The organism is Acetobacter lovaniensis (genome assembly GCF_014207635.1).
Classification (GTDB): domain Bacteria; phylum Pseudomonadota; class Alphaproteobacteria; order Acetobacterales; family Acetobacteraceae; genus Acetobacter; species Acetobacter lovaniensis.
Window position 1 is genome coordinate 126,679 of sequence record NZ_JACHIE010000006.1, and the last position, 26,497, is coordinate 153,175.

At 61.9% G+C, this 26,497-nt stretch carries 24 protein-coding genes; 16 read left to right on the forward strand and 8 right to left on the reverse strand.

Annotated elements, in window-relative coordinates; translation table 11 throughout:
- The first annotated feature begins 104 nt into the window (after window positions 1-104).
- From HNR55_RS08515 to HNR55_RS08525, 3 genes are read left to right on the forward strand one after another with little or no spacing between them, the layout of a single operon-like run.
- Window positions 105-1,199: a flagellar basal body P-ring protein FlgI gene (locus HNR55_RS08515; RefSeq protein ID WP_242005500.1), complete on the forward strand. Its 1,095-nt coding sequence runs from the start codon at window positions 105-107 to the stop codon at window positions 1,197-1,199.
- A gap of 7 nt (window positions 1,200-1,206) precedes the next feature.
- Window positions 1,207-1,551 (forward strand): rod-binding protein, encoded by a 345-nt coding sequence (locus tag HNR55_RS08520; protein ID WP_166113512.1) that lies wholly within the window; start codon window positions 1,207-1,209, stop codon window positions 1,549-1,551.
- Window positions 1,548-1,976 (forward strand): hypothetical protein, encoded by a 429-nt coding sequence (locus HNR55_RS08525; protein WP_166113509.1) that lies wholly within the window; start codon window positions 1,548-1,550, stop codon window positions 1,974-1,976. The genes HNR55_RS08520 and HNR55_RS08525 overlap by 4 nt, the downstream gene beginning before the upstream one ends.
- A gap of 24 nt (window positions 1,977-2,000) precedes the next feature.
- On the opposite strand, the gene HNR55_RS08530 is transcribed toward HNR55_RS08525, so the two are convergent.
- Window positions 2,001-2,507 (reverse strand): hypothetical protein, encoded by a 507-nt coding sequence (locus HNR55_RS08530; protein ID WP_184382648.1) that lies wholly within the window; start codon window positions 2,505-2,507, stop codon window positions 2,001-2,003.
- A gap of 33 nt (window positions 2,508-2,540) precedes the next feature.
- Window positions 2,541-3,254, reverse strand: coding sequence for a glycosyl transferase (locus HNR55_RS08535; protein ID WP_166113506.1), 714 nt, complete (start codon window positions 3,252-3,254; stop codon window positions 2,541-2,543).
- 293 nt (window positions 3,255-3,547) lie between these two features.
- Here HNR55_RS08535 and HNR55_RS08540 point away from each other — a divergent pair, with 293 nt between their 5' ends.
- The 11 genes from HNR55_RS08540 to HNR55_RS08590 all read left to right on the forward strand — a co-directional run bounded on the left by HNR55_RS08540 (window position 3,548) and on the right by HNR55_RS08590 (window position 17,882).
- Entirely contained in the window at window positions 3,548-5,695 is a 2,148-nt protein-coding gene (locus HNR55_RS08540; RefSeq protein WP_184382650.1) for a DUF1217 domain-containing protein, read from the forward strand.
- Window positions 5,696-5,825: 130 nt separating this feature from the next.
- Window positions 5,826-7,187, forward strand: a complete 1,362-nt coding sequence (gene fliI / locus HNR55_RS08545; RefSeq protein WP_166113800.1) for a flagellar protein export ATPase FliI — start codon at window positions 5,826-5,828, stop codon at window positions 7,185-7,187.
- 10 nt (window positions 7,188-7,197) lie between these two features.
- Window positions 7,198-7,623: a flagellar FliJ family protein gene (locus HNR55_RS08550; RefSeq protein WP_166113503.1), complete on the forward strand. Its 426-nt coding sequence runs from the start codon at window positions 7,198-7,200 to the stop codon at window positions 7,621-7,623.
- Between the two features lie 196 nt (window positions 7,624-7,819).
- Window positions 7,820-8,584 carry a hypothetical protein gene (locus HNR55_RS08555; protein ID WP_166113500.1) on the forward strand — a complete coding sequence of 255 codons (765 nt, stop codon included), beginning with the start codon at window positions 7,820-7,822 and terminating at the stop codon, window positions 8,582-8,584.
- 17 nt (window positions 8,585-8,601) lie between these two features.
- Window positions 8,602-9,936, forward strand: coding sequence for a flagellar motor protein MotB (locus HNR55_RS08560; RefSeq protein WP_198911914.1), 1,335 nt, complete (start codon window positions 8,602-8,604; stop codon window positions 9,934-9,936).
- A gap of 81 nt (window positions 9,937-10,017) precedes the next feature.
- Window positions 10,018-10,902 (forward strand): flagellar motor stator protein MotA, encoded by an 885-nt coding sequence (motA, locus tag HNR55_RS08565; protein ID WP_166113497.1) that lies wholly within the window; start codon window positions 10,018-10,020, stop codon window positions 10,900-10,902.
- Window positions 10,903-10,950: 48 nt separating this feature from the next.
- Window positions 10,951-13,020: a flagellar hook-length control protein FliK gene (locus HNR55_RS08570; protein WP_166113494.1), complete on the forward strand. Its 2,070-nt coding sequence runs from the start codon at window positions 10,951-10,953 to the stop codon at window positions 13,018-13,020.
- A gap of 39 nt (window positions 13,021-13,059) precedes the next feature.
- Window positions 13,060-13,854: a flagellar hook assembly protein FlgD gene (locus HNR55_RS08575; RefSeq protein WP_166113491.1), complete on the forward strand. Its 795-nt coding sequence runs from the start codon at window positions 13,060-13,062 to the stop codon at window positions 13,852-13,854.
- Window positions 13,855-14,114: 260 nt separating this feature from the next.
- Window positions 14,115-15,623, forward strand: a complete 1,509-nt coding sequence (locus HNR55_RS08580) for a methyl-accepting chemotaxis protein (RefSeq protein WP_166113488.1) — start codon at window positions 14,115-14,117, stop codon at window positions 15,621-15,623.
- Window positions 15,624-15,930: 307 nt separating this feature from the next.
- Window positions 15,931-16,326, forward strand: coding sequence for a flagellar biosynthesis regulator FlaF (locus HNR55_RS08585; protein ID WP_166113485.1), 396 nt, complete (start codon window positions 15,931-15,933; stop codon window positions 16,324-16,326).
- Between the two features lie 77 nt (window positions 16,327-16,403).
- Window positions 16,404-17,882, forward strand: a complete 1,479-nt coding sequence (locus HNR55_RS08590; protein WP_264813658.1) for a protoglobin domain-containing protein — start codon at window positions 16,404-16,406, stop codon at window positions 17,880-17,882.
- A 69-nt stretch (window positions 17,883-17,951) separates the two neighbouring features.
- Here HNR55_RS08590 and HNR55_RS08595 read toward each other — a convergent pair whose 3' ends face one another.
- From HNR55_RS08595 to HNR55_RS08620, 6 genes are all read right to left on the reverse strand, one after another.
- A complete protein-coding gene (locus HNR55_RS08595) occupies window positions 17,952-19,271 on the reverse strand; it encodes a flagellar hook protein FlgE (RefSeq protein ID WP_166113479.1) in 1,320 nt (439 codons plus the stop codon).
- Window positions 19,272-19,490: 219 nt separating this feature from the next.
- Complete coding sequence (locus HNR55_RS08600) at window positions 19,491-20,600, reverse strand: EscU/YscU/HrcU family type III secretion system export apparatus switch protein (protein WP_166113476.1); 1,110 nt, start codon at window positions 20,598-20,600, stop codon at window positions 19,491-19,493.
- Window positions 20,601-20,612: 12 nt separating this feature from the next.
- Window positions 20,613-21,464, reverse strand: a complete 852-nt coding sequence (locus HNR55_RS08605) for a flagellar biosynthetic protein FliR (protein ID WP_242005487.1) — start codon at window positions 21,462-21,464, stop codon at window positions 20,613-20,615.
- On the reverse strand, window positions 21,451-21,726 hold the full coding sequence (locus tag HNR55_RS08610; RefSeq protein ID WP_166113473.1) for a flagellar biosynthetic protein FliQ: 276 nt from the start codon (window positions 21,724-21,726) through the stop codon (window positions 21,451-21,453). The genes HNR55_RS08605 and HNR55_RS08610 overlap by 14 nt, the downstream gene beginning before the upstream one ends.
- A gap of 9 nt (window positions 21,727-21,735) precedes the next feature.
- Entirely contained in the window at window positions 21,736-22,074 is a 339-nt protein-coding gene (locus tag HNR55_RS08615; RefSeq protein ID WP_166113470.1) for a flagellar hook-basal body complex protein FliE, read from the reverse strand.
- Between the two features lie 134 nt (window positions 22,075-22,208).
- The gene (locus HNR55_RS08620; RefSeq protein ID WP_166113467.1) at window positions 22,209-23,006 is read right to left on the reverse strand and encodes a response regulator transcription factor; all 798 of its coding nucleotides are present in this window, start codon (window positions 23,004-23,006) and stop codon (window positions 22,209-22,211) included.
- Between the two features lie 278 nt (window positions 23,007-23,284).
- Between HNR55_RS08620 and HNR55_RS08625 the strand changes: the two genes are divergently transcribed.
- Both HNR55_RS08625 and HNR55_RS08630 read left to right on the forward strand, forming a co-directional pair.
- Complete coding sequence (locus HNR55_RS08625; RefSeq protein WP_166113465.1) at window positions 23,285-23,533, forward strand: hypothetical protein; 249 nt, start codon at window positions 23,285-23,287, stop codon at window positions 23,531-23,533.
- A gap of 285 nt (window positions 23,534-23,818) precedes the next feature.
- Entirely contained in the window at window positions 23,819-26,446 is a 2,628-nt protein-coding gene (locus tag HNR55_RS08630) for a tetratricopeptide repeat protein (RefSeq protein ID WP_184382652.1), read from the forward strand.
- The last annotated feature ends 51 nt before the right edge of the window (window positions 26,447-26,497 follow it).

The following is a 26,497-nucleotide window of genomic DNA, read 5'->3' on the forward strand; positions in this document are numbered from 1 at the left end:
GCAACGGGCAGGCCAGCACGATCGGCCAGCATGGTGGCAGGGCGGCCCATTCCTTGAATCGTATGGTGGGCCAGTCTGGCGTGCTGCGGTGGGGCAGGGCCGTCATGGCCGCGTTTTTCATGCTCTCCCTGCTTGTCCCGCTCTCTCCCGCCCACGCTGTTACGGTGCGGGTGAAGGATATTGTGGATTACGAAGGCGTGCGCGACAACCAGTTGGTCGGCTACGGGCTGGTTGTGGGCCTGCATGGCACGGGTGACCGTCTGACCAACATCATCTTCACGCGTGAGACGTTGATCAGCATGCTCAACCGCCTTGGCGTGAACATCCGTGACCGTGAAATCCAGTTGCAGACGCATGACGTGGCCGCCGTTATGGTGACCGCCACCCTGCCGCCGTTCTCGCACGGGGGCGGGCGGATCGACGTTACCGTTTCCGCCGTGGGTGACGCACAGGACCTGACCGGGGGCACCCTGCTGGTAACCCCCCTGCAGGCGGCTGATGGCGAGGTCTATGCCGTGGCGCAGGGCTCGCTTGTGACCAACGCCTTTACGGCGGGGGGGGCGGCGGCATCTGTCTCGCGCAACATTCCTACCAGCGGGCATATCGCCAATGGCGGGGTGGTCGAGCGTGAAGTGCCGGTCAAGCTGGGTGAGACAGGGGTCATTCACCTCTCGCTCCACAACCCCAATTTTACCACCGCGACCCGTATAGCCGAGGTTATCAATCGCAGCATTGGCGCGCGCATGGCGCGGGTGGATGACCCGCGCACCATTACCGTGGACCTGACCGGGCGTAATGCGTCGCTGACCCTGTTCCGTATTGGTGACCTCCAGATCGAGCCGGATACCATGGCCAAGGTTGTGGTGGACGAGGCCAGCGGCACCATTGTCATGGGCGATAGCGTACGGATCAGCACCGTGGCCATTGCGCAGGGCAACCTGACCATTCAGGTGACCGAAACGCCCGAGGTGGTCCAGCCAGCCCCTTTCTCCAATGGTGTGACTGCCGTTGTGCCACGGACGCAGGCCAATGTGAGCACGGATAGCTCGCACAGACTGGGTATCCTGCGTGAAGGGCCAACACTGGCCAGCCTTGTGGCGGGCATGAACGCACTGGGCATGGGCCCACGTGACATGATTGGTATTTTGCAGGCCATCAAGGCCGATGGCGCCCTTCAGGCCGATCTGGAAGTAAGGTAGGCAGAGCATGAGCACGGTAGCCAATGTGAGCGCGGCCCAGATTGCCAGCGCACAGAACACCGCCTCCACCCAGTCCGGGCTGAAGGCGGAAGCGCTGGAAAAAACCCGCAAGGCCGCCGTCGAGTTCGAAGGCATGACCATAGGCGAAATGCTCCAGCCGATGTTTGACACGGTGGATACCGCCAACGGCCTGTTTGGTGGCGGTGCCGCGGAAGCCCAGTTCCGGTCGTTGCAGGTGCTGGAACTGGGGAAGCAGATTGCCAATAATGGTGGCATTGGTCTGGCCGACAGTGTTTACCGTCAGATGCTGGCCATGCAGGAAAAAGCCCAGCAGGAAGCAGGTAAATCATGACCGATACGCCGCAGGATCTGCAAAGCCGTCTGTTACAGGCGTTCGGGGCCGTAAGCGCCCTGCTGGAGCAGGAAAATGCCCTGCTGAAAACAGGCCGCTGGCAGGATGTGGAAACACTGCTGCCCCGTAAGCGCACAGTGCTGGAAACTCTGCGTAAGCTGCTGCCACTGGAACAGACCCGTCCCCTGACCGCCGAGCAGCGCAGTGCTGGCGTAAGCACGGAGCTGGAGGCGGCGGCAAGACAGTTTAACATGCTGGTCCGTGCCAATGAGGACCTGCTGCAAAGTGCTATTGCCGCTCAGGGCACGCTGATCCAGCTTGTGCTGGATGACGCAGCACAGGAGCAGCGTACAGGGTATGGGGCTTCTGGTGGTTATACGGTGGACAGTCACGCCGGGGCGCTGGCCCTGCGGAGTGATGTGTAACGTCCTCTGGAGGGAGCCGCCAGCTTACCAGTAAGAGCCCATGACCTTGCGGGGCTGGTTTCCGGCGGGGTCGGCCCCTGCGTACCAGGCGCTCCAGTCCCACAAAAAGGTATCCCGGCGGTTTTCCGCCGTCATGGCGGCCAGTTCATCCACAACGGAGGGGGGCTGCTTCTTTTTGCTCCGCAGTTCTGCGGCGGTCATGTTGTTCAGGGTTCTGAACGCGGTCTCCGAGCCCATATACACGCAGCCACACCCTAGGGGGTCCGCGTAAAGGTAGATCGGGCCATCGGGGGAGGGACGGTAGGTCAACTGCCCCGGTGGCAGCAGGTTCATCATGGCGTAACGCGCGGTTGTATCGGCCGGATGGGCAATAAACCCGGCTTCGGACAGGGTTTTCCCTTTTTCCAGATACGGTGCGGCGGGGGGGGTGCAGCCCGCGAGTGCCGTGCAGAGCAGCCCGGTTGCCGCCTGCGCCAGCCATTGTACGGGGCGGGGGATGGCCTTGGCGGGTAAGGAGCTGCCTGTGTGCATCTGGCGGGTTCCGTGCTGTGTTTTTTAATAAGGTTAAAGGGCGGGCGCGGCTGCGTCTGTCATGCACAGGGGAGGCACGCAGACAAAGGCCTTCATGGTCGAGTAATGCAGGCTCATCAACTGCTGGAGCGTCTGTGCGGCCATGCTGCCATCCGTGGGGTTGGCGGCGGGGACGGTGGTGCTTGTCAGCGGCAGGCACGCCTTGATCATTTTTGCGGCCCCTGTGGGGGAAATGGCATAGCCGCACACGCTCTGGGTCGCCAGAAGCGGGAAGGCGAGGGAAGTTACCTCCATTTCGCTCAGCGCGCCTGCGCCACGGGCGGAGTAAGGGGGCTGCACCGCACCGTTGAACAGGGCCAGTTCGGGCAGAACATCAAACTGGAGCGTGGAACCGGGCGTGTTGCCCCAGAGAACAAAGTCCCAGTCCTGCGGCAGGCTGGTCAGAATGCGCGTGCTTTCGGCCTCGAAATTGGCGCACAGCACGGCGTTGCTTTCAAACACGTGGGCGGCGGTCTGGTGCTGGGCCACGTTCCCCCACAGGGCAACGTGGGAAAGGGCCTGCGCAAATGCTGCGTGCGAGAACAGGCATTCGGCGGAAATCAGGTTCATCTGCCGCATGGCCTGTGCGTCCAGCGTGTGCTCGTCCACGCCCACGGAGCGCACAAGGTCGGGGACATGGGCGTTCAGCCGCACAAAGCGTTCGCTCTGGTCCGGAGTAGCGTCGCTGCTGATGAAAAACTTGAACATCGAAGATTCCTGCTGGTGGCGAGAGCAAAAAATGCGATCACTAACGGGGCGCAATGGATAGCTGGCTCCACCATGTCCAACACAACCGCCACGACGAGACCATAATCCGGTGCGCACAAGGATACGGCAGAGTAAGGCGCATGGAAAGCCTTGAGAGGCGCTTCAGGCCCGGCGGGGCATATTCCTGTGGCTTTGTCGGGGACAAAATCGTATGATAGACACAGGTCTATGTTTTCTGGGGTCTTGCACGACAGGGTCCGGCATTGGTGTGCAGTACGTAAAGGATTGGATTAATGAGCATTAGCGGTATCTCGCCGGTAAGCCAGTATCTGACGGCCCTGAAAAATGAAGATGCCGCTGCCTCTACCTACGCCAAAACGGATGTGACCACCAAGCAGGCTACCGCCGGGTTTGAACAGGCCGCCGCCTCCATTACCACCGTTTCCGGGCTGATGAAGAATTACTCGGCGCTGAACGTGGTGCTTGGCGCGTATGGCATGGGTTCGTATGCTTCGGCTACCGCGCTGGTCCAGAAGCTGCTCACGCAGGACCCGACTTCTTCCTCATCGCTGGCCAAATCATCGAGCAACGCCACATGGCTGGCCTTTGCCGATGCGTTCAAGACATGGGGACAGGGCGGAGGGAGCGTGCAGACTTCCCCGCTGACCTCTTCCACCATTACGTCCATTGTCAACGAATACCAGACGGATACGACCCAGTCGCTTCAGAGCGATCTCGCCGCGTTCAATAATGCGGCCCCTGGCATTACCACCGCGTCTGCCCTGCTGGCCAATACGGCCGTGCTCAATGTTGTGCTGAGCGCCTATGGCATGGATGCGCTGGAAGGGGATACATCGGTCCTGACCGCGCTGCTCACGCAGGACCCGTCCTCCTCCACCTCTCTGGCGCAGACATCGGGCAATGCGGCGTGGCAACTGTTCGCCAACGCCTTTCAGGACATGGGCAAAAACGGCGGCACGGCCAGCGCCTCGCCGTTTACCAGCATGACCATGACCACCATTACCCAAGGCTACAGCATTGCGGTGGGTTCGGCGGTTAATAACAATGTCAATGCCTTCAAGGCCGAGGCCGCGACCATGACCTCCGCCTCCGACCTGATGAACAACCAGACCGTGCTCTCCATGGTCATGTCCACCTACGGGCTGGATTCCAGCACGGATAACAGCAAGATCCTGACCGCGCTGCTCACGCAGGACCCCACCTCCTCCACATCACTGGCGCAGGCTTCGGGCAGCACAGCATGGCAGGACTTCGCCACGACCTTCCAGAGCATGGGGCAGAACAATGGTGTGGCGGCGTCCACGCCGTTTACCGCTGCGACCATCAGTTCCATTGCCGCCAAATATGCGGATGTCATCGACACCGGCACCACAAGCGCGATTGCGTCCTTCCGAAGCGATGCGGCGGGCATTACATCGGTCAACAGCCTGCTGGGCAACAGCAGCGCCCTGCAGGTTGTTCTGGGGGCGTATGGTCTGGGCTCCCTTGCCGCCGACCCGGCCGTGGTCAAGACCCTGCTGACGCAGGACCCCGATTCCGCGACATCGCTGGCCCAGACATCGGGCAATACGGCATGGCAGACCTTTGCGCAGGCGTTCAAGGCATGGGGGCAGAACAACGGTCAGGGCGCTATCATGTCCACGTCTTTTGTGGCGTCCCTGAGTGCGAGCTTCCAGAGCAACACCAATACGCTGGTGCAGTCGGGTCTTACGAATTTTGAAAACGCGGCTGGCTCCATTACCACTGCCTCGGCCCTGCTGAGCAATACCGCCGTGCTGAGTGTGGTTACCGGCGCGTTCGGGATTGATGCGTCGAGTAATGAGACCACGCTGCTGAACTCCCTGCTCACGCAGGACCCCAGTTCCTCCACGTCGCTGGCCAGTGCTTCGGGCAATAGCACGTGGCAGAGCTTTGCAACGGACTTCAAGGTATGGGGCGCTAACGGGGGCAGCGTCAGCGCAACACCGTTCACGTCTGACAAGATCCAGAGCATCGTGGAAAGCTACCAGATGCGGCAGTACGAAAGCAGCAGCGCGCTGAGCGATAACGGTGTGGGGAATGCCCTGTACTTTACCCGCACCATGAGCAGCGTCACCTCTCTGGCGCAGCTCATGTCGGACCCGACCCTGCTCAAGGTGGCAGAAACCGTATCGGGCTACGACCCGGACCAGTTTGGCGCGCTGGACTACGACCAGCAGGTGCGCCTGCTGTCCAAGAAGGTGGATCTCAGCAAGCTGTCCACCCCCAAGCAGATCCAGCAGTATGCGGAGCAGTATCTGGCCATGTTGCAGATCAACCCGCAAACGCCAGATACCCCCGCTTCCATGCTCGACCTGTTCGGCGGGAGCAGTGATGATGACATCCTCTCCCTGTTCGGTGGGGATGATTCCTCGGGCGACCTTTATTCCAGCCTGTTCTAGGCGCGCTGGTCTGCCCGTTATCCTTTGGGGCAGGGCCGTATAACACTGCATCTGTTTGGTTGGTAACGTGAGTCTGGACCCGCAATCCCCCTCGTCTGTCGAGGCATCCGTATCCGCTCTTTCCGGTGTGATGGAGGCGGTGCGTGGCGCCATTGCCAGCCCCCGGCATGATGTGCCGGTCGGGCTGCTGGAAGGGCGGGTCACCGGGCTTTCGGGGCTCTCTGTCTCTCTGAGCGGGCTGCGGGATTTTACCGGCGTAGGCGACCGCGTGACCATATACGGGCTGGATGGGCGGCAGACGCAGGCCGAAATTGTGGCCTTTGCGCAGGATATTGCCATTGCCATGCCCTTTGGCTCGCTGGAGGGTATTGGCTCGGGCTGCCGGGCAACCTTTTTACTGTATGATCCGGAGCAGCGCCGCCGCAGGGCGGGGGGTACGCTCATGGTCAATGCTGGCTGGCAGGGCCGGGTGGTGGACCCCATGGGCCGCCCGATGGATGGCAAAGGCCCGCTGCCGTCCGAGGGCACGGCCCAGCGGCTCCACGCCGCCCCGCCCGAGGCCGCCATGCGTGCGCGCCTTGGCCCGCGCATAGACCTTGGGGTGCGTGCGCTCAACCTGTTTACCACCTGCCGCGAGGGCCAGCGCCTTGGCCTGTTTGCAGGCTCTGGTGTGGGTAAATCCACCCTTATGGGCATGCTCGCGCGGAATACGGCGTGCGATGTGGCGGTTATTGCGCTGGTAGGGGAACGTGGGCGCGAAGTGCGCGAGTTTGTGGAGGATGATCTGGGGCCGGAGGGGCTGGCCAAGTCCGTTGTGGTGGTTGCCACGTCCGACACATCCCCCCTTATGCGGCGCGAGGCCGCCTATGCCGCCATGGCCGTGGCCGAGCACTTCCGCGATCAGGGCAAGTCGGTACTGATGCTGATGGATAGCGTGACCCGCTTTTGTCAGGCCCTGCGGGAAATTGGCCTGTCCTCGGGCGAGCCACCGGCCACGCGTGGCTACCCGCCCAGTGTTTTTGCCGAACTGCCCCGCCTGCTGGAACGCGCAGGTCCGGGGCTTATGGACGAGCACGGCCATGCAGGGCAGATGACCGCCATGTTCTCCGTGCTGGTGGAAGGGGATGACCAGAACGAACCCGTGGCCGATGCCGTGCGCGGTATTCTGGACGGGCATGTGGTGCTGGAGCGCCGTATTGCGGAATCTGGCCGTTACCCTGCGGTTAACGTGCTGCGTTCGCTCTCGCGCACCGTGCCGGGATGCCTGACGGAGGAGGAAAACCAGCTTGTGCTGCAAGCCCGCTCCTGCCTGTCCACATGGGATGAGATGCAGGATATGGTGCGTCTGGGGGCATACCGCCCCGGCAACGACCAGCGTGTGGACGAAGCCATTCGTGTAGCCCCGGCGGTGGAGGAAATGCTGAAGCAGCGCAAGGGCGAGCGTGCGACCCTGCCCGAAAGTTTTGATGCCCTGCGGGGCGCGTTATCGTAGCTGAGCCTGCATGAGTAGTGCGCGAATCCGCTCCCTGCACGCGCTGGTCCGCGTGCGCAAGCAGGAGGTGGACGAGGCCCGCGCAGGCATGGCCCGTGCGCTGGCGGCCGAAAGTGCGGCTCTGGCCGAGCTGGAGCGGCAGCTGACCCAGATTGAAGTGGAGCGGGATGAGGCCGAGGGCGATGCCGGGCGGGAATCCTTTCGCCTCTGGCTGCCCATAGCGCAGGAAAACGTGGTGCGGGCCGAGCATGTCGTGCTCAGAACGCGCAATGATTCCATGCGGGTGCGTGAGGAGCTGATACAGGCCAACGCCGCGTTCAAGGCCGCGCAGACCCTGCTGGAGAAGCGCGAGGAGGAAGCGCGTGTGCTGCTGGCCCGGCGCGAACAGGCGGAGCTGGACGACCTGGCCCGACGTGCGCGTCCGTTTTTTCCGTAGGTCGGGCAAGGGGTATTATTTGGCGGCTGTAAACGTCAAAGCCATGAAAAAACGATGGCGCATGGCTCTTTTCTTATGTTTGATCCTTGAGAAAGCGGAGTGCGCCCGCTATCGCTTACAGATCATAGGGGGCTGACAGTGATCGTGTACCATGTGACCCGTTTCTCCCCACCCTCGTGAGTGATTAGGAAAACGTATGCAACAGACAGAGCAGCAACCCGCAAAGATTTTCATTGCGACCCCGTGCTTTGGCGGGATGGTGACGCAGGAGTATATGGAATCCATCATTGCTTGCGCCGGTGTGCTTCAGGTTCCCATGACCCTGTCCCTGCTGGGGGATGACGCCATGATCAGCCGTGCGCGCAATACCCTGATGCACAAATTCCTGACCCTGTCTGACGCAACACATCTTCTGTTCATTGATGCCGATATCGGTTTTCCGGCTGAAGCTCCGGCCCGCCTGCTGGCCGCGGGCAAGGACGTGGTGGCCGGGGCCTATCCGATCCGCCAGTATTTCTGGGACAAGACCACGCAGGAAAACATGCTCCATGGCGAACCGCAGGAGACCGCATCCCTGCGCTACGTGGGCGAGACCGAGGCCATGCACCAGCAGATTGAAAAAGGCCCGATGGTTAAAACCCATTACGCGGGTACGGGGTTCATGCTCATCAGCCGTGGCGCGCTTGAGCGCATGGTCAAGGCCTATCCCGAGACCGCCTATTCCCGCATAGACGCCGCCAATGGCGAAACAGGCAGCACCGCCTATGCCCTGTTTGATGGCAGCATCGACCCCGAAACCGGAACCTACCAGAGCGAGGACTTTACCTTCTGCCGCCGCTGGCGCGAAATCGGAGGAGAAGTCTGGCTGGATACTTCCATCAATCTGACACATGCAGGCCGTGCCGCATTTCATGGCAAGCCGGGCTGCCGTGTTGGCATGGTTCACCACAAGGGCGCCTAAGGTCGCAATAGCACCCCATGCCAGATAACAAAAAACGGCCCGTTATTATCAAACGTGTGTCCGATTCCGGCGAACATGGCCACCACGGTGGCGCGTGGAAAATTGCGTACGCCGACTTCATGACGGCCATGATGGCCTTCTTTCTGGTCATGTGGCTGCTGAATGCGACAACGGAGGAGCAGCGCAAGGGTATTGCGCAGTTCTTTAACCCCATGGCGGACAAAGACACCCGCCTTGGCTCCTCCAACGGCATGCTCGAAACATCGCCTTCTCCCCTGACCGCAGGGACCACCTTGCGCAAGGTCAAGGACGGGGATGCCCCTGTGGATGACGGTGGTGAACAGCCCGGCGCCAGAGATGCCCCCCGCCGCTCGGAAGATGGCGGGTCGCCCGATAATATTACCCGTGGGCTCAAGGCGCACCTGACCCCCGCATCCCCCGCCATTATTCCCGTCGGCGGGCCGGAAAGCGGGGGCGGCAGAAACATTGGCACCATTGGCGTGGACAACCCTGTGGCCGCTGCGGCCGAGCAGTCCAGGATCGATAACATGGTGCAGGGGCTGGAACAGTCCGTGGAGCAGAACCCCGATACGCAGGCGGCGGCAAGGAACATGTCCGTCTCCTTCGGGCGGGATGATATCCGGATCGAACTGCGTGACGCCAACAACACCCCCATGTTCGACACGGCCTCCGCCACCCCCAATGCCGCCGGGCGCAAGATGCTGGAGCAGATTGGCGCCTGGCTGGCCCCCATGCCGGAGCAGCTTTCCATAGTAGGCTATACGGATGCGGATCAGTATCGCGCCACCAAACATGGCGCGGGGATGTCCAACTGGACCCTGTCCGCCCTGCGGGCCGATGGCGCGCGGGAAGTGCTGGTCAAGGCAGGCTACCCGGATCGCAATATTCTGAGCGTATCAGGCCGTGCGGATCGGGACCTTGCGTTACCGGCAGACCCTGCCTCCGCCGCCAACCGGCGCGTGGTGCTTATCCTGCACCGCCGCTTTGTCAATCCGGGGGCTGATGGCGGGGCCATTGTGCCCCTGACCGCCGGTGGTGGCGCACCCGCAGTGCCGCCGTCCGCCGGGCAGGCTGGCCAGTCTGCTACTCCGCCTGCCGCTCCGGCGGGGAATGCGCCAGCCCCTTCCGCAGGCGGGCAGGCTCCTGCTCCTGCGGCCCCGTCCGTGGCCCCCGCAGCACCAGTCCCCGCTGCCCCGGCTCCCGCCGCCACGCGGCGGCATCGGGGTGTGCGGGTGCGTAGCGTAACACGGCCCGGTGCGGCGCAGGGCCAGCCGCCAGTGGACCAGCCTTTTCAGCCCTCGCAGGATACGTGGACACCCGCGCCGCAGTAGTCCGCCCGTAACACGATGATGACCGTGCCGCAGGCAATATGTGCCCGCCTGGTGCAAGTAGATGGAAGTGGAGACCGTTAAATGCTGTTCATCGGGGGGCTCATTTTTGCGCTGCTCTGCGTATTTGGTTCGTTTGTGGCATCCGGGGGGGCGCTGGCACCCCTTATCATGTCCATGCCGTTCGAACTGCTGACCATTCTCGGGGCCGCGGTGGGGATTTTTGTCATGTCCAATTCCAAGGACGTGCTCAAGGAGTTCCCGCACTATCTGCGCCGCACCGTTAAGGGGCCACGCTACAACAAGGCGGCCTATACGGAGCTGCTGGTCACGCTGTTCCGCTTCATGCGGCTTGCGCAGTCCAAGGGCAACATGGCGCTTGAAGAACATATTGAAAACCCGAACGATAGCAGCATTTTCGCACTCTCCCCCAATGTGCGGGACGATGTGCCAACCCGTGCGTTGATCTGCGACTATCTGCGTCTGGTCAGCCTGAACATGGATGACGCCTACCAGCTTGATGAGGTCATGGGGCGCGAACTCAAAAAGAACCTGAGCGAAGAGCTGCATACTTCCGAAAGCCTGCAAAGCATTGCAGACGCCCTGCCAGCTCTTGGCATTGTGGCCGCCGTGCTCGGGGTTATCAAAACCATGGCTTCCATCAGCAAGCCGCCGGTCATTCTGGGTGAGATGATCGCAGGCGCACTGGTCGGGACTTTTCTCGGGGTGCTTTTGTCTTATGGCATTGTGGCCCCACTTTCGTCTAGAATGCGCGATGTGATCATGCAGGACGCACGGTACCAGGACCTGATCCGCACGGTATTTGTGGCGCATCTGCAAGGCAACCCGCCACAGATCTGCGCGGAAATCGGGCGTAAGGACATACCGCATGCGTTTATGCCAACCTTTGCCGAGCTGGATTCTGCCTTGTCCGAGGCCACTAACCCCGGTGCGGCCGCAGCGGCCTGAGCGTAGGGGAATATTGGCGGCGCGTCCGCTGGCGGGAGGGAGCAAGTAATGGGTATCAAATCAACAAGTGGGTCCAACCTGAGCGAAAACGCGCAGGAAGCACCGCTTTCCTCCCTGCTGGCCGCCATTGCATCGCGTAGCACCATGGGGGTTGCCTCCAGCGCGTCCGGGCAGACCAGTGGTTTTGCGGCGGTGCTCAAAAGCATGTCCGCCCCGGCCACCACCACGCAGGCGCGTGCGACGACCACACAGTCCGGCAGCACCAGTGCCGCCAGCAGCACACAGCAGGCGGACACGGACCAGACCGACGCCACAACAGACGATACCACCAGCCAGAGCAGCGCCACCGACGCCCAGTCCGGCGCGCATACGGTGGCGGATGGGCACCATACCCATGCCACGGCCAGTGCAAAGGCGGGCAAGGGCAGCACCAGCAAGGCTGCGACACCCCCCCAGACTCAGGCCGCCCACACTCAGAAAGGCCAGTCCGGCAGCCGCAGTGCTCATGATGCAACGGTTGAGGCGGACAGCAGGGCGGATACCACCAGTGCCGCCACAGCGGATGCCGGGCAGGGCGGGCAGGGCACAACGGTCTGGAACATGGCGGACATGCTGCTGCAAATGGCCATGCAGGGTGCCGCCGTGGTGCCGGGTGCCGCCCCGGGTGTGGCTGGGGTGCAGGCCGGGGCTGATGCCTCCACAGCCACAGCCACAGGGGCAGGCAATACGGCTGACGCGGCACAGGGCGGGGGGGCGCAGGCTGCCTCCGCACCGGTGGCGGCTGTACAGCCCGGTACCGGGCCGGTCACAGGGGCGCTGCCTCCATCCAGTACGGTGCAAGGGAGCGCTCAGGCTGCGGCAGATGCGTTGGGGACGCTGGGCCTGTCCACCGTTGCCGGGCAGAGCGGTTCTGTTGCGTTGACTGCGGGTCTGGGGGTTCAGCCCCTGAGCGCTCTGCCCTTGGGGCTTGCCTCCGCCGTGGCGCAGCCCACCACACGTATGACAGGGGTCGGGTCTGCCAGCCTGTCGGCTTTGGGCAGCGCGCAGGCTGTGCCGGTGGCGCAGACCACATTAGCCCAGACCGTTACCGCCAGTGCCGCCGCAGGCGGGGTCATGGGCGCAGGGAGCCATGAGGCGCATGTCAATGCCGCGTCCCTTGCCACCACCCAGACAGGTAGCGCACAGGATGCAACTCCGGATACGGCCCAGCAGGTGGCGCTCACGCTCCAGCAGGTTGCCGCGGCGGTCAGCAATGTCAGCGTAACCCGGACCACCGGCACCGCGCAGGGCGCACAGGTGCCGGACGGGGTTGCCGGGCTTTCCCTGACAGCAGGCGCCACCAGTGGTCTGGCGCCCAGTGCCCCCACGGCCATGATGGCGCTGGGGAGTGCTGTGCAGGAGGCCACGGGCCAGAACCAGTCCGGTTTTTCCGACCAGCCCGGTACGGGCGCGGAGGCGGAAGGGCAGGCAGTGCTGGCCGATGGTGCGGCCTCGGCCAGTACGCTGGCGCAGGAGGCCGCACAGGGGGCTTCCAGCTTTGCGTCCACGCTGGGTTCGGCGCTGGATGGTGGGCGTACCGCACAGGCCGCCCCCCCTCAGGCCGCGGCCCTTCCCGCCTCCACGGCGGAAGATGGCATGGCCACGGGCCTGTTCCCCCTCGCTGGTGCGGATACGGGTGTGTCCATGACGGTCATGACCGCCGATTCCACCCCCGTCCATGTGCGCGTGCAGGGGAGTGATGGCGTGACGACCGGCGTTGTCCTGCAAAGCGAGGATGCCGCAACCGCGCACCATCTGGCCAACACCCGGCACGAGCTTGTTGCAGCATTGGATGCGGCGGGTGTAAACGTAGGGCAGATCAAGATTGATGTTGTGAGTGCGAGCGACACCGGCAACAATGCCAGCCAGCAGGATAATGGCAGCACGGCAGGCGGGGCTTTTGGCGGGGCGGATACCAGTGCCGGGCAGGGCGGCCACCAGCCTTCTGGCGGGAACGCGTGGGCTGGCAGCGTCCTGCCAGCCATACAGGGGCTGGCGGCGGATCAGGCGCAGGTGGATGGGGGGGCTTCTCCTGCCACACGCTCGTATGATGGACGTGGGGTTAACATTACCGCCTGACCCGGGCGCGTTACAGGCAGACAGGAAGGAAGCGGGCACATGTCCTCGACATCACTGACAACCAACGAGTACACCCTGCTCTCGGCAGCGGAAGCAACGGCCAAAAGTTCGGCGGCCACGTCCGGCCAGTCATCCGCATCCACGTCTTCCGCGTCAAGCACGGCGGCGCTGTCTTCCCTTGCCAATAACTACACCACATTCCTGACCCTGCTGACCACGCAGCTCCAGCATCAGGACCCCAGCAGCCCCATGAGCTCGGACTCGTTCACCAGCGAACTGGTGCAGTTTGCCGGGGTGGAACAGCAGGTGGAGACCAACTCCAAGCTTTCCTCGCTCATCTCCCTGAACGAGAGCGGGCAACTGAGTGCGGATAGTGCGCTGGTGGGGTCGCAGGCTACGGCAAGCAGCACCACCCTGCCGTTGCAGAACAGCTCGGCCACACTCAATTACAATGGCAGCTCGGGGCAGACCGTGGCCATTGCCGTGTCCAACTCGGCGGGCACCATTGTCAAGGACGATCTGGTTACCGCCAGCAACGGCACCAACACTTGGACATGGGACGGCACGGACAACAAGGGCAACAAACTGGCCGACGGCGCATACAGCGTTGCGGTCAAAACCATGGATTCTGCGGGCAATACGTCCGATGTGCCCTTTACCGTTACGGGCACCATTACCGGTATCCAGACCGGCACCAACGACATGCAGGTGCAGATGGGTGGGGCCACAATCCCCATGAGCAAGTTGATCAACGTGTCCAACACGTCCAAGTCTTCCTCATCTTCTTCGTCTTCTTCTGGCAGCAATACGACTACACCTTCAACCGGGTCATAAAGCCTGATGGGGCCGTGCTATGGGGGTGTGGCGATGCCATGCCCCTTTTTTTTGCCCCGATACCAGCGCGGGTTGGATCGGGGCGTATGCCTTGTAAAACCAACATCGGTTGGGTCGGTACGGGGGCTGGCCGAGCCGCATCGAGACCGGATTTCTACCTAATGTTTTTTTAAATTTAACATATGTCTTAACGTTAAATTGACGAACTTGGGGGGAAATCGGCTATCCTCATGCCGTAACTGGCATTGAGGTGGAAAAATATGTTGGCATGGTTTACCGAAAAAGCGCCCCTGAGACGGAAAATTTCCATCGTCATGGCCTGTTTGCAGGCCTACATGCTTTTGCAGATCCTGGTGCAGCTTGTCAGTTCTGAAATGGACCTGCCGCTGTCTGTGCAGCGTTATCTGGGGCTGGGCGGGTTTGTCGTCAGTTCCCTTATGGTTTTTCTGGCCCGCTGGATGCTGATCAGCCACGCCGCCGTGCCGTTTGAGACGATTACAGCCCTGACCGAGCGTATTGCGGCAGGCAAGCTGGATGAAAAAATCCCCTATGTTGACTGGTCAGACTGCGCCGGGCGTCTTGCCAGAGCGCTGACGACCTTCCGCACTGCGCAGGTCCGGCAGCTTGATCTGCAAAAGATTGCTCAGGACAGTGCCGATGAACAACAGCGCATGAGTGAGCTGACACAGCAGCGGGCCCTTGAGCAGAACGGCATGATCGTGGAACTGGGCAAAGGGCTGCGCACACTGGCGGATCGCAATCTGGCCTTCCAGTTTACATCTCCCTTTGCGCCAGAGTTTGACGCCCTGCGCCGCGATTTTAACGAGGCCGTGGCCTCCCTGTCCGAAGCCATGGCTGATGTGGCTGCGGCTTCTGCCCTTATTCAGGGCGGGTCGATGGAAATTGCCGAAGCCTCGCAGGATTTTGCCCAGCGAACCGAACGGCAGGCAGCGGCCATGGGCCAGATGACGGCCTCCATAACCAGTGTTAAAAACGGTGTGGATAATCAGGCCGAAGCCGCGCAGGAAGCGCGCGATGCGGCGCAGAGTGCTCATGCCGCCGTGCAGCGCTCTACCACGGTCATGCTGTCGGCCATGTCCGCCATTCAGGAAATTGCAACATCGTCGGCCAAAATGTCCGCCATTATTGGTATTATTGATGACATTGCCTTCCAGACCAATCTGCTGGCCCTGAATGCCGGGGTGGAAGCCGCCCGCGCGGGTGACGCCGGGCGCGGGTTTGCCGTGGTTGCGACCGAAATCCGGGCGCTGGCGCAGCGTTCCTCCACCTCCTCGCGCGATATCCGGAGCCTGATCGAGATTTCCACCCGGCAGGTGACCGAAGGCGTGCGCCTTGTGGAACAGACGGACAAGGAACTCCGGCTGGTGGCCGGGCAGGTGGAAACCATTACCACTCATGTAGGCAATATCGCCAATGTGGCCCGCGAGCAGGTAGGCAGTCTGGGCGAGGTCAATACCGCCGCGACCCATATTGACGCCACAACCCAGCAGAACGCCGCCATGGTGGAACAGACTGCGGCTGCTGCCCATAACCTCAAGAGCGAGGCGGCTAATCTGGTGGATGTGGTCGGCCACTTCACCCTGCCCGGTGCTGGTCCCGCGCTGGCCGGGCCTCGTGGTGGTTCGGCACGTCCGGCACTGGCCAAACCGGCCAGCACGCCCCGTCGCCCTGCGGCCCTTGGCACTGGCAAACCTGCCGCTCCGCGCCAGTTGGAAAGCAGCGGGGCCGGGGACTGGTCGGACTTCTAGGCTGTTGCCCTGCCTTGCAGGGGGCTGTGTGTAAAGCAAAGGCCGGGTGCATATGTGCCCGGCCTTTTTGCTGTGTGCCGGATCATGCGCTCACGCGGGCGTGTTGCAGGCGGAGGTCCGAGCCGGTAGGAAATCGGCAAAAATATAGAAAATTTTTATAAATTCCTGCCAACACTTGGGGTTGTAGGTTCCGTTAGGTTGCTCTGGTCACGCTCTAACGCCCGGTGTAGGATAAATGATACACACACACATTGCTGATTTTTGCCCTTGCTGGCGGGAAACAGCCGATTAAAAATATGGTGCAATCATGATCCATCCCGCAATGCGTGCCTACCAGAATGTGGCTGGGTATTCCATGACGGACCGACAGGCCGATGCGACCTGCTTCAGGCTGCTGATTGAAGAGTTGGAAACGGCATCCGCCAGTTCTGATCCTTCTGTCCGGCTGAAGGCCCTGACCAAGAACCAGCGTTTATGGTCCATGATCATGAAGGCGAATTCGCTGGATGCAGGGGCTACCAATTATGAGGACAGGGAGCTGTTTGTAAGACTTGCCTCTCAGGCGCAGCGTTATGGCATCCGCGCCATACTTGATACCAATCTGTCTCTCGCACCCCTGATCGGGATTGCAGAAACCGTTCTGGAAGGTTTGGAAGCATCCGCAGGTTCCGGACAGGAGTTCGATACCAGCACCATGCTCTGAACGGTCGAGGGGCCAAAAAAGGTGGCTCGACTATGGAAAATTCGGACGCGCGGGCTGGCCACTGGTAGCCTGCTTCAATAGCTGACAGACTGTCTTTTATGGGCATAGAGCGGCGAGAGCGGGAAACGCTGGCCGGTATGCGCCCTGATATGGCCGAGATTCTGGACGAGAGTCTGTCCGAATTTTATCAACGTGTGCAGGATGTGCCTGAACTGGCCCGTTTTTTCCCGACCGAGGCCATTACGTCCAAGGCCCGCACCTTGCAGCAGGCGCACTGGGAAACCATTCTATCGGGCAAGTTCGGGCCGGACTACGTTAGTGACGTTACCCGGATTGGCCACGCCCATGCCCGCATCGGGCTGGAGCCACGGTGGTATATTGATGGCTACGCCGTGCTGCTGGATGCCATCTGCCGCCGTCTGATCCGGCGGGGGGTGCGCGGCGGGCGGCGTTTTTCCCTTGGCCGTGCGGCGGCCGAGGCCGAAATGGGCGAAAAGCTGGGTCAGCAGATCGGGTCTATACTCAAGGCCGCGTTTCTGGACATGGATCTGGTCATTTCCATCTATCTTGCGCGGCTGGAGGAGGAACGGCAGAAAGCCGCGTCCGAGCGCTCGGCGCTGGAACAGATTGCTCAGGCCCTTGAGCGTGTGGCCGAAGGCGACCTGAGTGCCACACTGGCGCGGGATGTGGCCGAACGCTCGCCCGTGCTGGCGGCAGCCTTTGCCAGGCTTAAAACCGGGCTGAACGAAGTGGTCTCCGATATTCGTGAGGTTTCCACGCAGGTGGAGGACGCGGCCTCCTCCATCAGCCAGAGCAATACCCGTATTCTCAGCCAGAACGAGGCACAGGTTGGCTCCATCCACCGCCTGACCAATGCTACGGCCACGCTGGAAGCGTCGCTGGACGATGTTTCGGGGCAGACGGTAGCCGCCGAGCAGGCCGCGCGCAAATGTGTGGACGCTGCGGCACGGGGCAGCACCAACATGAACGATGTGCGCGCCACCATGGCGGATATTCAAGCCTCATGGAAAACCATATCCGATCTGGTTGGCGCTATTCAGAACATTGCGGCCCAGACCAATTTTCTGGCCCTTAACGCCAATGTGGAGGCCACACGGGCCGGGGCCATGGGGCGCGGGTTTTCGGTTGTGGCCATGGCTATTCGGGACCTGTCGGTGAAGACATCCCACGCCGCCCGCCAGATTGCGGTCAGTGCGCAAAAGAACGAGGCGGTGATCCGCAGCGGGGCAGATGCGGTTAACCAGATGGTGGAGGACCTGTCAGATATAGGGGCGGGCATTGCGGTGGTGAACAACGCCATCAGCAGGATTAACAAAGAAATGAGCGGTCAGCAGCAGAGCGTTAAAGGGACACACCGTGAGGCCGCCGCCCTGCGTGATCTGACGGAAAAAACATCCGCCATGAGCGAACTCGCCTCCGCTGACTGTCAGGACCTGAGCCAGCGTTCCGCCAGAATGGTGGAACTGGTGAGCAATTTTGTGCTCTCCGATTGCGGGCTGGATTATACGGCTGATTACCCGATAGCCGCCGAATAGGCGGGCACAAAAAAAACCGGCCTGCTTTGTGGCAGGCCGGTGCAGAAGCGCTTTGGTTTAAAAAGCGGCTTACTGCTTCATGGCGATGGTGGCCTGAAGCAGCTGGTCTGCCGTGGTCACGATCTTGGTGTTGGCGGTGTAGGCTTCCTGCGCCACGATCAGGGCGGACAGGTCGCTGGTCAGGTCGGTGGTGGAGGATTCCACATAGCCAACCGTCAGGGAGCCTGTTGCGTTCTGGCCGACCAGCCCGGTCTGGGCGCTGCCCGAGGCGGCTGTGGCCGTGTAAGCCTGCCCATCCTGCGCCAGCAGACCGTTGACATTGGCAAAGTTGCTGAGGGCCACCTTGCCGATCAACTGCGTGTCCCCGTTGTCGAACGTCGCCATGACGGAACCATCGCTTTCGATGCTCGCACTCTGGTACGTGCCGGTGGTCACGCTGTCACTGACGGTTTTGGGGGTTGTGGAGGTGACACTGAGGGACATGCCGCTTGTGCCACCAATGGTGCCGATGTTGACCTTCACATTCTGCGTGTTGCCATCGGGGTAGGTGATGGAGATCGGCAGGTTGGCGGTGGCCCCGTTCAGGGTAGAGGTCACGTTGTTGCCGGAGCTGTCGGTCACGGATTTCAGCGAACCATCGGTATTGAAGTCCACCGTATAGGCCGTTGTGGGTGTGATGGACATGCCCGAGGTGCTGGACGTGGCTGCTACGGTCCACTCGGTAGCGGAGGACTGGGTCCACGTCAGCGTGACATCCCCGGTATTGGCTTTGGGGTTGGCCTGATTGTAGGTGCCATCATAAACAGTGGTGTTCGTTGTCACCGGGGTTGCCCCGGTCACGGAGGACAGGGTGCCTGTTGCTGTCAGCGTTGTGGTCTGCGTAGGCCGGAACGTTACATTGGCGACATTGATCTGGGTTACGCTGGATGTGTTCAGCGCGCCGGTCGTGGGGTCCACCATGTAGCCATCAAGGTAATAACCGCTGGTGTTCTGCAGGTAGCCGTCCTTGTCTTCATAGAACTCACCGTTACGGGTGTAGTACTGTTCGGGCGCAAAGTCAGCGCCAGCCGAAGTGACGGCCCCGGTCTTTTTGGAAACGTTGAACAGCCCGTTGCCGGAAATGGACATGGCCAGTCCGTCCGTGCTGGAGGCCGCGGTCCCCTGGGAGTTGACGTGCTGCACGGTTACGGCGGCCACGGAGTTGGCCACACCCTGTGCAAACGACCCGGACGTGGAGCCCGCACCAGCCACAAAGTCCTGAAACGCGGTGGTGTCGGCCTTGTAGCCGACCGTCTGGCTGTTGGCGATGTTGTTGCTGAGGTTGGTAAACGCGGTGGCCTGAGCGTTAATCCCGCTGACAGCCGTGGTAAGGGAGTTGAAAATAGACATGTGTCGTCCCTGCCTTGTGGATGCGCAGTTATCTTACGCTGGCTGTCTGTGCCGGTTGGGCACACGCTTCAGCCACTGGGTTGATGGCTAGCAGGTTCCGGGGCAACAACACGCCTGACCACACGACCTGCGCCTGAGTTACCCAACTGAGTAGCATGTAGGGCACGAAACGCAAGTTTTTCCTGCGTGAAAGAACTGTAAACCGCCGTTTTCCGGCTGTTAGCGGCGTGGGGGTGGGGGTTGTTGCGGGGGTGGTGTCACAGCCCGCGCACCGGGGGTTTTGAGCTTCATGACATAAGCAATAATGGTGGCGACGGGCTGGAAGTATTCGGCCGGAATTTCCGAATCCAGCGGCAGGGTGTACAGCGCGCGCGCCAAAGGCGGGTTGGGGACAATAGGAATGCGGGCCTCCTCTGCCGCCTCACGCATACGCGCGGCCAGTTCATCCGTGCCTTTGGCGACAATTTTAGGCGCGGTATGCACCCCGTTTTCGTATTGCAGGGCCACGGCGTAGTGGGTCGGGTTGGTAATGACCACGGTGGCTTCGTCCCTGACCGCCTGCACCATACGGCGGCGGCGGCGCATGCGCATCTGTCGCTGGCGGGCCTTTACCTTGGGGTCCCCGTCCATTTCCTTGGTTTCGTCTTTGATTTCCTGAAAGCTCATGCGCAGTTTCTGTAGCCGGTTCCAGCGTGTCCACACATCATCGAGCACGGCTATGACGGCCTGCACCACCAGCACCACCAGTGTCGCGTACACAAACCACGAGATAAGTTCGGACGTTAGGTGCCGCACACTCCACCGCTCGGAAACGGGAGCCACGCGCAGGGTCTCCTTGGCGACCCCGAACAGGACGCAGCCAAACACCACCAGCTTGATCAGGCTTTTGGCGGTTTCCACCAGATTGTTCTTGCTGAATATCCGCGAGATCCCCTTGGCGGGGGACAGGCGCGTAATGTCGGGCATGATGGCCTGCGGGCGGAACAGGAATCCGCTCTGGACCACGCCAAAAGCCAGCGTGACCAGCAGTGCCGTACCCACCAGAGGGGCTGCCAGCCAGACTCCTTCCAGCGATGCCTGTACGGATGCGCGGTAGAGGGAGGCACGGTCGAAGGGAATACTGTCAAAATGGGCCATGAGCCCATACATGTGCCTGGTAAACCTGTAGGCGGACAGGCCGGTGCTGGTGGTAAAAACAATCAGGAAGCCGCTCAGAACAATCAGGAGCTGTACCTCGCGCGATTGGGCAATATTGCCTTCCTCACGTGCGTTTTCCAGCCGTTTTCCGGTTGGGGCCTGACTCTTTTCGCCTGAACTGTCATCGGCCATGCGCGCTTGCTCCTAGGGGTGCGCGGGGGTGGCGCCAATGCCGGGCAGGCCCAGCAGCATGTCGCCCGCCCGTTCCTGCCACACACCACTCATGACCTGAATAAGAATGGCCAGCAGCAGCACACCCCCCAGCAACTGGGCGGGCATGGCCATGGAATAGACCTGAATGGACGGCATAAGCCGGTTGAGCACCCCCAGCATGGCAGGCCACAGCGTGCCGATCAGCACAAACGGGGCCGAAAGCTGGAAGGCCAGCATAAAGGTCTGGGACGTAACCTGCGTAACACTGCGCGCCATATCCCCCACCATGGGAACATGGCCGGGAGGGAACACGCTATAGGAGCCGGTAATGGCGGTCAGTGGCAGCGCATACAACCCCGTGGACAGAAAAATAACCGGGACCAGAAAAGAGGCCATATGGCTGATGGCGGTGCTGCCGGCACCCAGTTCCGGGTCGGGCTGGAGCACGCTGGCAAGGCCGGTAAAAATGGCCACGAACTGCATGGAAATGCCCAGTGCGAGCGAGACGAGCCGCGCCAGCCAGCCAATGAAAATACCGTACAGCAGTTCGCCCGCAATAATGGCAATGGCGCGGGCTGGCATATGCAGCGCCTGCCCCGAGACATCCTTGAGCGCGTTCTGCTCAAGGGGCAGGATGGCAAAGGTAATGCACAGCGCAATGCCTGCGCGGACGATCATGGGGGATGTGCTCTCCCCCAGTCCGGGGGAGGCCATGACCAGCGCGCTGACCCGGCACAGCACCAGCAGGAACATGGCGGCCAGCACCTGAATGGACCCGCCGGGGAACAGCAGGTAGTCGGTCATGCCCACGACGGGGTGTGGGAACCGGTCATGACCCGCCAACCATAATGACCTGATCAAAAATGGTGCGGGCATAGGTGTTCAGGGTAGAGGCCATGTAGGAGCCGGTCAGCAGCAGGGCGGCCATGGCGGCCACGAACTTGGGCACGAAGGAAAGTGTGGCTTCGTTTACCTGCGTCATGGCCTGAAAGAGCGATACCAGAACACCCGCCACCAGCGAGGCCAGCAGGGAGGGGGCTCCCAGCTTGACCGCCACAAACAGTGTCTGGCGCAGGATGTCGTGGATATCGACCGTATTATGCATGGGGCGGTCTTAGATCGACATTTTCATGACGTCCTGATAGGCCTGCACCATACGGTCGCGCACGGTGGTTACGGTTTGCAGGGTCAGTTTGGCTTCTTCGACCGAGGTGGCGATATCGCTCATGTTGCCCTGACCGGACAGACCGGCCGCAGTCTGGGTTTCTGCCGTTTTGCCGGTCTGGATGGCACCGTGGAGTGCGTTGTCCAGCGCGGACGTAAAGCCGGAAACAATATCGGCTCCCCCTGTGGAACCCGTGCCCTGCCCGTCCGTTGCGGACTGCATGCTCTTCTGGGTCTGTCCGTAGGCGTTGAGCGCGTCGAGGCTGCGTGTGGTGAGATCGCTGGTCATAGTGGCCCTGTCTGGCGCGGAGGGGGCATGCCGCCTGCCGCCATGAGAGTGGTCTGGAACATAAAGGCTAGTCTAATCCATTTGGCCCCCGCAAGGCCAGTGGCTTTTATGCCCGCCCGCCCGGTCCTTGCGGATTAGAGCACGTCCATTTTGGTGGTGGGGGAAATCACGTTGATGCCGCGTGTCACTGGCAGACTTGTCTCGCGCGAGGCAGGGGTGGCGCTGTGCGCGTTCATGCGCGCGCCAAGGGGGATGAACGCCTGTTCGTTCAGCCTGTAGCCAATGCCCCACTGGGTTATAAACGGGTCGATAATACCAAAATCGCGCAGTTTCTTGCGGATCTTGCAGACCATCACATCAATGATCTTGGCGTGTGGTTCCTCCTGACCTGCATACAGGTTGTCCAGCAGGGCTTCCTTGCTGAGCACCTGTGTCTTGCGCAGGGTCAGCAGTTCCACCACGTCATACTCACGCGGGGTTAAGGGGAGGGGGCGGTCATCTATCCGGACCTGCCTGCAGTCCACGTCCACGACCATGCGGCCGATATGCAGGCTCAGGCTGTCATGCCCGCCGGTGCGGCGCACAATGGCGCGCAGGCGGGCAAGCAGCTCCACCGGTTCTATGGCGGCACTCACGCAGTCATCCGCGCCAATGGACAGGGTTTCCGCTACTTCCTGCGGGGTGGACGTGCGCACGATCATGATGACCGGGGTGGGAATGCGGGAGTTGCGGATGTGGCGCAGCAGGCGCGTATCGGGCCGGGCCTGCTGGATAACCGCAATATCGTACTGCGAGCGGCGCAGGGTTTCCACCACCCCTTCCGGGCCGGACATGGTCAGGGACAGCGCCCCCTCCACCGCCGCTTCCGCCAGACCTCGGTAGGGACGGATATCCCCCTGGGTCGAGGTGTCTCCGATACACAACAGGCGCATGTTTTTTTCCGTCTATCGGTTCTGTCGAATGCATGTGCCTGATGCCGCAGGGAACTGCGGTGGATCAACTCTGTCTGGCAGGCCGGGGCACGGTGCTGGTCGGGTATTTGGGGTGCATTGAGGGTTGTGCAAGGGCAGACTCCAAAAAACACCTTGGCTAAGGCAAGACCATCCCATAGTCTGAGCGCAAGATTTTTTCTTCCGGTTTGCATGTGGCGCTGCGGTGCGGCATACCGGCTCTCGTGTTTCCCGTAAGCCCTGAATGAGGTTCCGTACACATGGCAGATACCACGGTTGCCGCCCATCTTGCCTCCAGCATGCGCACGGCCACGGCCAACATGGCTCAGGGGGCCCATCGCTCGGTCCAGCCCGAGCATATTGCCTCCAGTGCGCTCAAGGTTGCGTCCACCAGTCAGGACGGGTCTTCCTCCTCCATGCAGTTCGACGCAACGGGGCAGGTTGTGCCCTCGGGCAATACGCATAACAAACATTCCGGCTCGGCCAGCTTTATCAACCTTCTGGCCTGATCGCGCGTTGGGTTCGGGCCTGTCCCGACCCCAGCAGGCAACCAGCCGGGACAGGCTCTCCAGATTTAACGCATGATGCTTCAGGGGATTGATGAGTGCGCAGCAGCGGCAGTGTCCGTTCTGGTCCTGCATGACTGACAGGTTCGTGTTGACTGCTCTGGCTGGCAGGTCGGCAGCTACAGTTCTCCTGCACCTGCTGTCATATGCACAGAAGAGCCCCGCCTCGCGGCGGGGCCATTGTTCGTTCAGGATTAACCAGACGTGTATTTCAGCAGATCCGTTTGCATGAGACGCTGCCTTCTTCCCCTTGCCCTGCTTCTGTCCTGCTCCGCCATGACAACCGTGGCCGATGCGGCGCGGCGTACCCATGCGCCCCATATCCCTCAGGCTGTGCCCCCCAAGGGCAAGGGGCTTAACGCGGCCACTGCGGCAGCCGCCGCCGCAGCAGCAGGTGCGGCGGCCACGGCAGGTGCTACGGCTGCTCCGGCCGACCCCGGCACCGCAGCGGATGCCGATCTGCTCAAGGGCCTGCCCGCACCGTGGAAAGCCACAGTGCTGGACGTGCCGCTCTCCCCGCCTGATTCTGCCCCGCAAACAGCGGGCAAGGGCCGTAAGCCGGGGCAAAAGGCAGGGCTGCCCGGTGGTTCCGGCTCCGGTGTCGCGGGAGCTGGTAATGGTCCCATTCATGTGCCTGCCACATCAACCAGTCGCGTTCTCATTCCCCTGTCCCCCCGCATGGGGCTGGCCGCCTTCCGCAGTGGCGACAGCTTTGTGATTGTGGTGGACAATGCCGAACCCATGGATACCAGCGCCTTGCGCGGGGACGGTGTTTTTTCCACCCTGACCGTGACAACCCTGCCGGGTGCTACCCTGTTGCAGGTCAAGCTGCCTGATACGCGCGAGTTCTTTTTGTCCCAGCAGGCAGAAGGCTGGGTGCTGGGGGACAAGCCCCCGCCGGGCAATGTTTATGGCGACCGGCGCGTGATCAACCCGGTTATGGCGGATGGGGGGATTCTCTACCCCATGCGCAAGCCCGGCCGGGTGCTCAGCATTACGGACCCCGCTTCCGGGCAGAAGCTGTTTGTGGGCACCTCCACCACGGATGACGGGGGGATTCTCTCCTTCCGTCATGGGGAGGGGTATGACATCTGGCCCACGACCGAAGGCGTGGTCGTGGCCGCGAATTCGCCTGATGTGGGGCTGCGCGCAACCCCCGATGGCGCGTTGCTGACATCGGGTGAAAACCAGATCCCCGACAGCAAGGTGGCCGTGTACGCCAATACGGTCGATCTGGACTGGCTGGGTCTGCAAAAACTGCCTGATGAGCAGCTCGAAGCCCGCCTGCACAAAGCCCTGCTGGCCGCGGCGGATTCCGACCCGGCCCAGCGCTTTGCCGCCCGGCTGGAGGAAGCCCGTGCGGCCTTTGGCGTTGGCGCTTTTCTGGAAGCCCGCGGAATCCTGACCGTCGCTCTGGAAGATGATCCCGAGGAGGCCGCGCGCCCGGAGGTCAGTTTTCTGCTTGCCGCCTCCGAACTGCTGAGCGGCAATATGGATGGCGCGTTCCTGCTTGAAGGCCCCTGGCCCGATAACGAGCAGCGCGCAACACAGGTCTGGCGTGGTCTCTACCTTGCCTTCAAGGGCGGGCACGAGGCCGAGGCCGCCCACCTGCTGGCGCGGGATTTTACCCGGCTGGATAATTACCCGACCAGTGTGCGCAGCGTGCTGCTGCCCTTTGCAGCCGAGCAGATTGGCCGCTACGGCACGGCGGAAGACCTGAGCGCGCTGGACAGGCTGCCAGCAGGCTCCGCGTACAAGCTGGCTACGGCCTTCCGCGACCTGCGTACGGGCAGGCGCGCTCAGGCGTATGATGCGTTTAATGCGCTCTCGGTCGATCGGGACCCTGTGGTGGCGGAAAAGGCGCTGGAGCAGAAAATCTCGCTCGACATGTCCGACGGCAAGCTGACCCCGGTTGCCGCAGCGGAAATGTTTAATGGCCTAATGCCCGATGCCCGCCTTGCCGGGCGCGAGGCCACCGTGCGGCTGTTGCAGGCCGATGCCTACATGCGTGCGCGCAAATGGCCCGAAGCACTGGCCACGCTGGATATGGTCAAGGACACGCCCGAGCAGGTGTCCGAGCCTGTTTTGTCGCCCATGCTGTTCCAGACCCTTGCCGCCGTGGCTTCCGAAGTGGTCAAGGATACGGACCGCGATTCCATCCTGCACGGTGCGGCCATGCTGCGCGCCCATCTGGCCGACCTGCAACCGGGCACCAAAAAAGGCGAAATCCTGATGGCCTACGGCAAGATGCTGCTGGGCCTTGGGCTGGCGGATGAGGCGCAGGAAGCGTTCTCCGATGCCGTGCCCATGCTGGATTCGCCCGAACTCAAGGCACTGGCGGGGCAGGGGCTGGCGGAGTCCTACATTGCGCTCAAGGACCTTGCGAGCGCGACCGACGTGCTCCAGCGCACGGATAGCCCCGACCTGCCGGAGGACATGAAAGCTTCGCGCCGCCGCCTGCAGGCCCGCATTACACTGGCCAAAGGCGACCAGACTGCTGCTCTGGCCCTGCTGAACGGCGATAGTTTTTCCGATTCGCTGGATATGGCCGCCCGTATTCATGAAAGCCGGGGGGAATGGCCCGCCGCCGTAGCCAGTGTGCGCAAAATGGCCGAGGCGGAAATTCCGCCCCAGGGTCCGCTGAGCGCTACCCAGCAGACACTTGCCCTGCGTCTGGCCTCTGATGCCTCTCAGGCATCGGATGCGCAGACGCTGGCATGGCTGGGTCAACTGGTGGGAGACCGGAACATGGATGGTGAGAGCGGGCGCGTCTTCCGCCTGCTCACACAGGTCGGTGGGCCAAAACCCGGTAAGGCTACGACACCCAAGCCTGCTGCGGCCACCGCCAAACCCTGACCAGCCAGAATGGATTCGCTTGGAGCGGACCCGGCCAGTGTTGCCCCGACC

Bases quoted from the DNA above. Each gene is read 5' to 3' on its own strand.
- HNR55_RS08515 (WP_242005500.1), top strand. From the start codon at position 105: ATGGCCGCGTTTTTCATGCTCTCCCTGCTTGTCCCGCTCTCTCCCGCC.
- HNR55_RS08520 (WP_166113512.1), top strand. From the start codon at position 1,207: ATGAGCACGGTAGCCAATGTGAGCGCGGCCCAGATTGCCAGCGCACAG.
- HNR55_RS08525 (WP_166113509.1), top strand. From the start codon at position 1,548: ATGACCGATACGCCGCAGGATCTGCAAAGCCGTCTGTTACAGGCGTTC.
- HNR55_RS08530 (WP_184382648.1), bottom strand. From the start codon at position 2,507: ATGCACACAGGCAGCTCCTTACCCGCCAAGGCCATCCCCCGCCCCGTA.
- HNR55_RS08535 (WP_166113506.1), bottom strand. From the start codon at position 3,254: ATGTTCAAGTTTTTCATCAGCAGCGACGCTACTCCGGACCAGAGCGAA.
- HNR55_RS08540 (WP_184382650.1), top strand. From the start codon at position 3,548: ATGAGCATTAGCGGTATCTCGCCGGTAAGCCAGTATCTGACGGCCCTG.
- fliI (WP_166113800.1), top strand. From the start codon at position 5,826: ATGGAGGCGGTGCGTGGCGCCATTGCCAGCCCCCGGCATGATGTGCCG.
- HNR55_RS08550 (WP_166113503.1), top strand. From the start codon at position 7,198: ATGAGTAGTGCGCGAATCCGCTCCCTGCACGCGCTGGTCCGCGTGCGC.
- HNR55_RS08555 (WP_166113500.1), top strand. From the start codon at position 7,820: ATGCAACAGACAGAGCAGCAACCCGCAAAGATTTTCATTGCGACCCCG.
- HNR55_RS08560 (WP_198911914.1), top strand. From the start codon at position 8,602: ATGCCAGATAACAAAAAACGGCCCGTTATTATCAAACGTGTGTCCGAT.
- motA (WP_166113497.1), top strand. From the start codon at position 10,018: ATGCTGTTCATCGGGGGGCTCATTTTTGCGCTGCTCTGCGTATTTGGT.
- HNR55_RS08570 (WP_166113494.1), top strand. From the start codon at position 10,951: ATGGGTATCAAATCAACAAGTGGGTCCAACCTGAGCGAAAACGCGCAG.
- HNR55_RS08575 (WP_166113491.1), top strand. From the start codon at position 13,060: ATGTCCTCGACATCACTGACAACCAACGAGTACACCCTGCTCTCGGCA.
- HNR55_RS08580 (WP_166113488.1), top strand. From the start codon at position 14,115: ATGTTGGCATGGTTTACCGAAAAAGCGCCCCTGAGACGGAAAATTTCC.
- HNR55_RS08585 (WP_166113485.1), top strand. From the start codon at position 15,931: ATGATCCATCCCGCAATGCGTGCCTACCAGAATGTGGCTGGGTATTCC.
- HNR55_RS08595 (WP_166113479.1), bottom strand. From the start codon at position 19,271: ATGTCTATTTTCAACTCCCTTACCACGGCTGTCAGCGGGATTAACGCT.
- HNR55_RS08600 (WP_166113476.1), bottom strand. From the start codon at position 20,600: ATGGCCGATGACAGTTCAGGCGAAAAGAGTCAGGCCCCAACCGGAAAA.
- HNR55_RS08610 (WP_166113473.1), bottom strand. From the start codon at position 21,726: ATGCATAATACGGTCGATATCCACGACATCCTGCGCCAGACACTGTTT.
- HNR55_RS08615 (WP_166113470.1), bottom strand. From the start codon at position 22,074: ATGACCAGCGATCTCACCACACGCAGCCTCGACGCGCTCAACGCCTAC.
- HNR55_RS08620 (WP_166113467.1), bottom strand. From the start codon at position 23,006: ATGCGCCTGTTGTGTATCGGAGACACCTCGACCCAGGGGGATATCCGT.
- HNR55_RS08625 (WP_166113465.1), top strand. From the start codon at position 23,285: ATGGCAGATACCACGGTTGCCGCCCATCTTGCCTCCAGCATGCGCACG.
- HNR55_RS08630 (WP_184382652.1), top strand. From the start codon at position 23,819: ATGAGACGCTGCCTTCTTCCCCTTGCCCTGCTTCTGTCCTGCTCCGCC.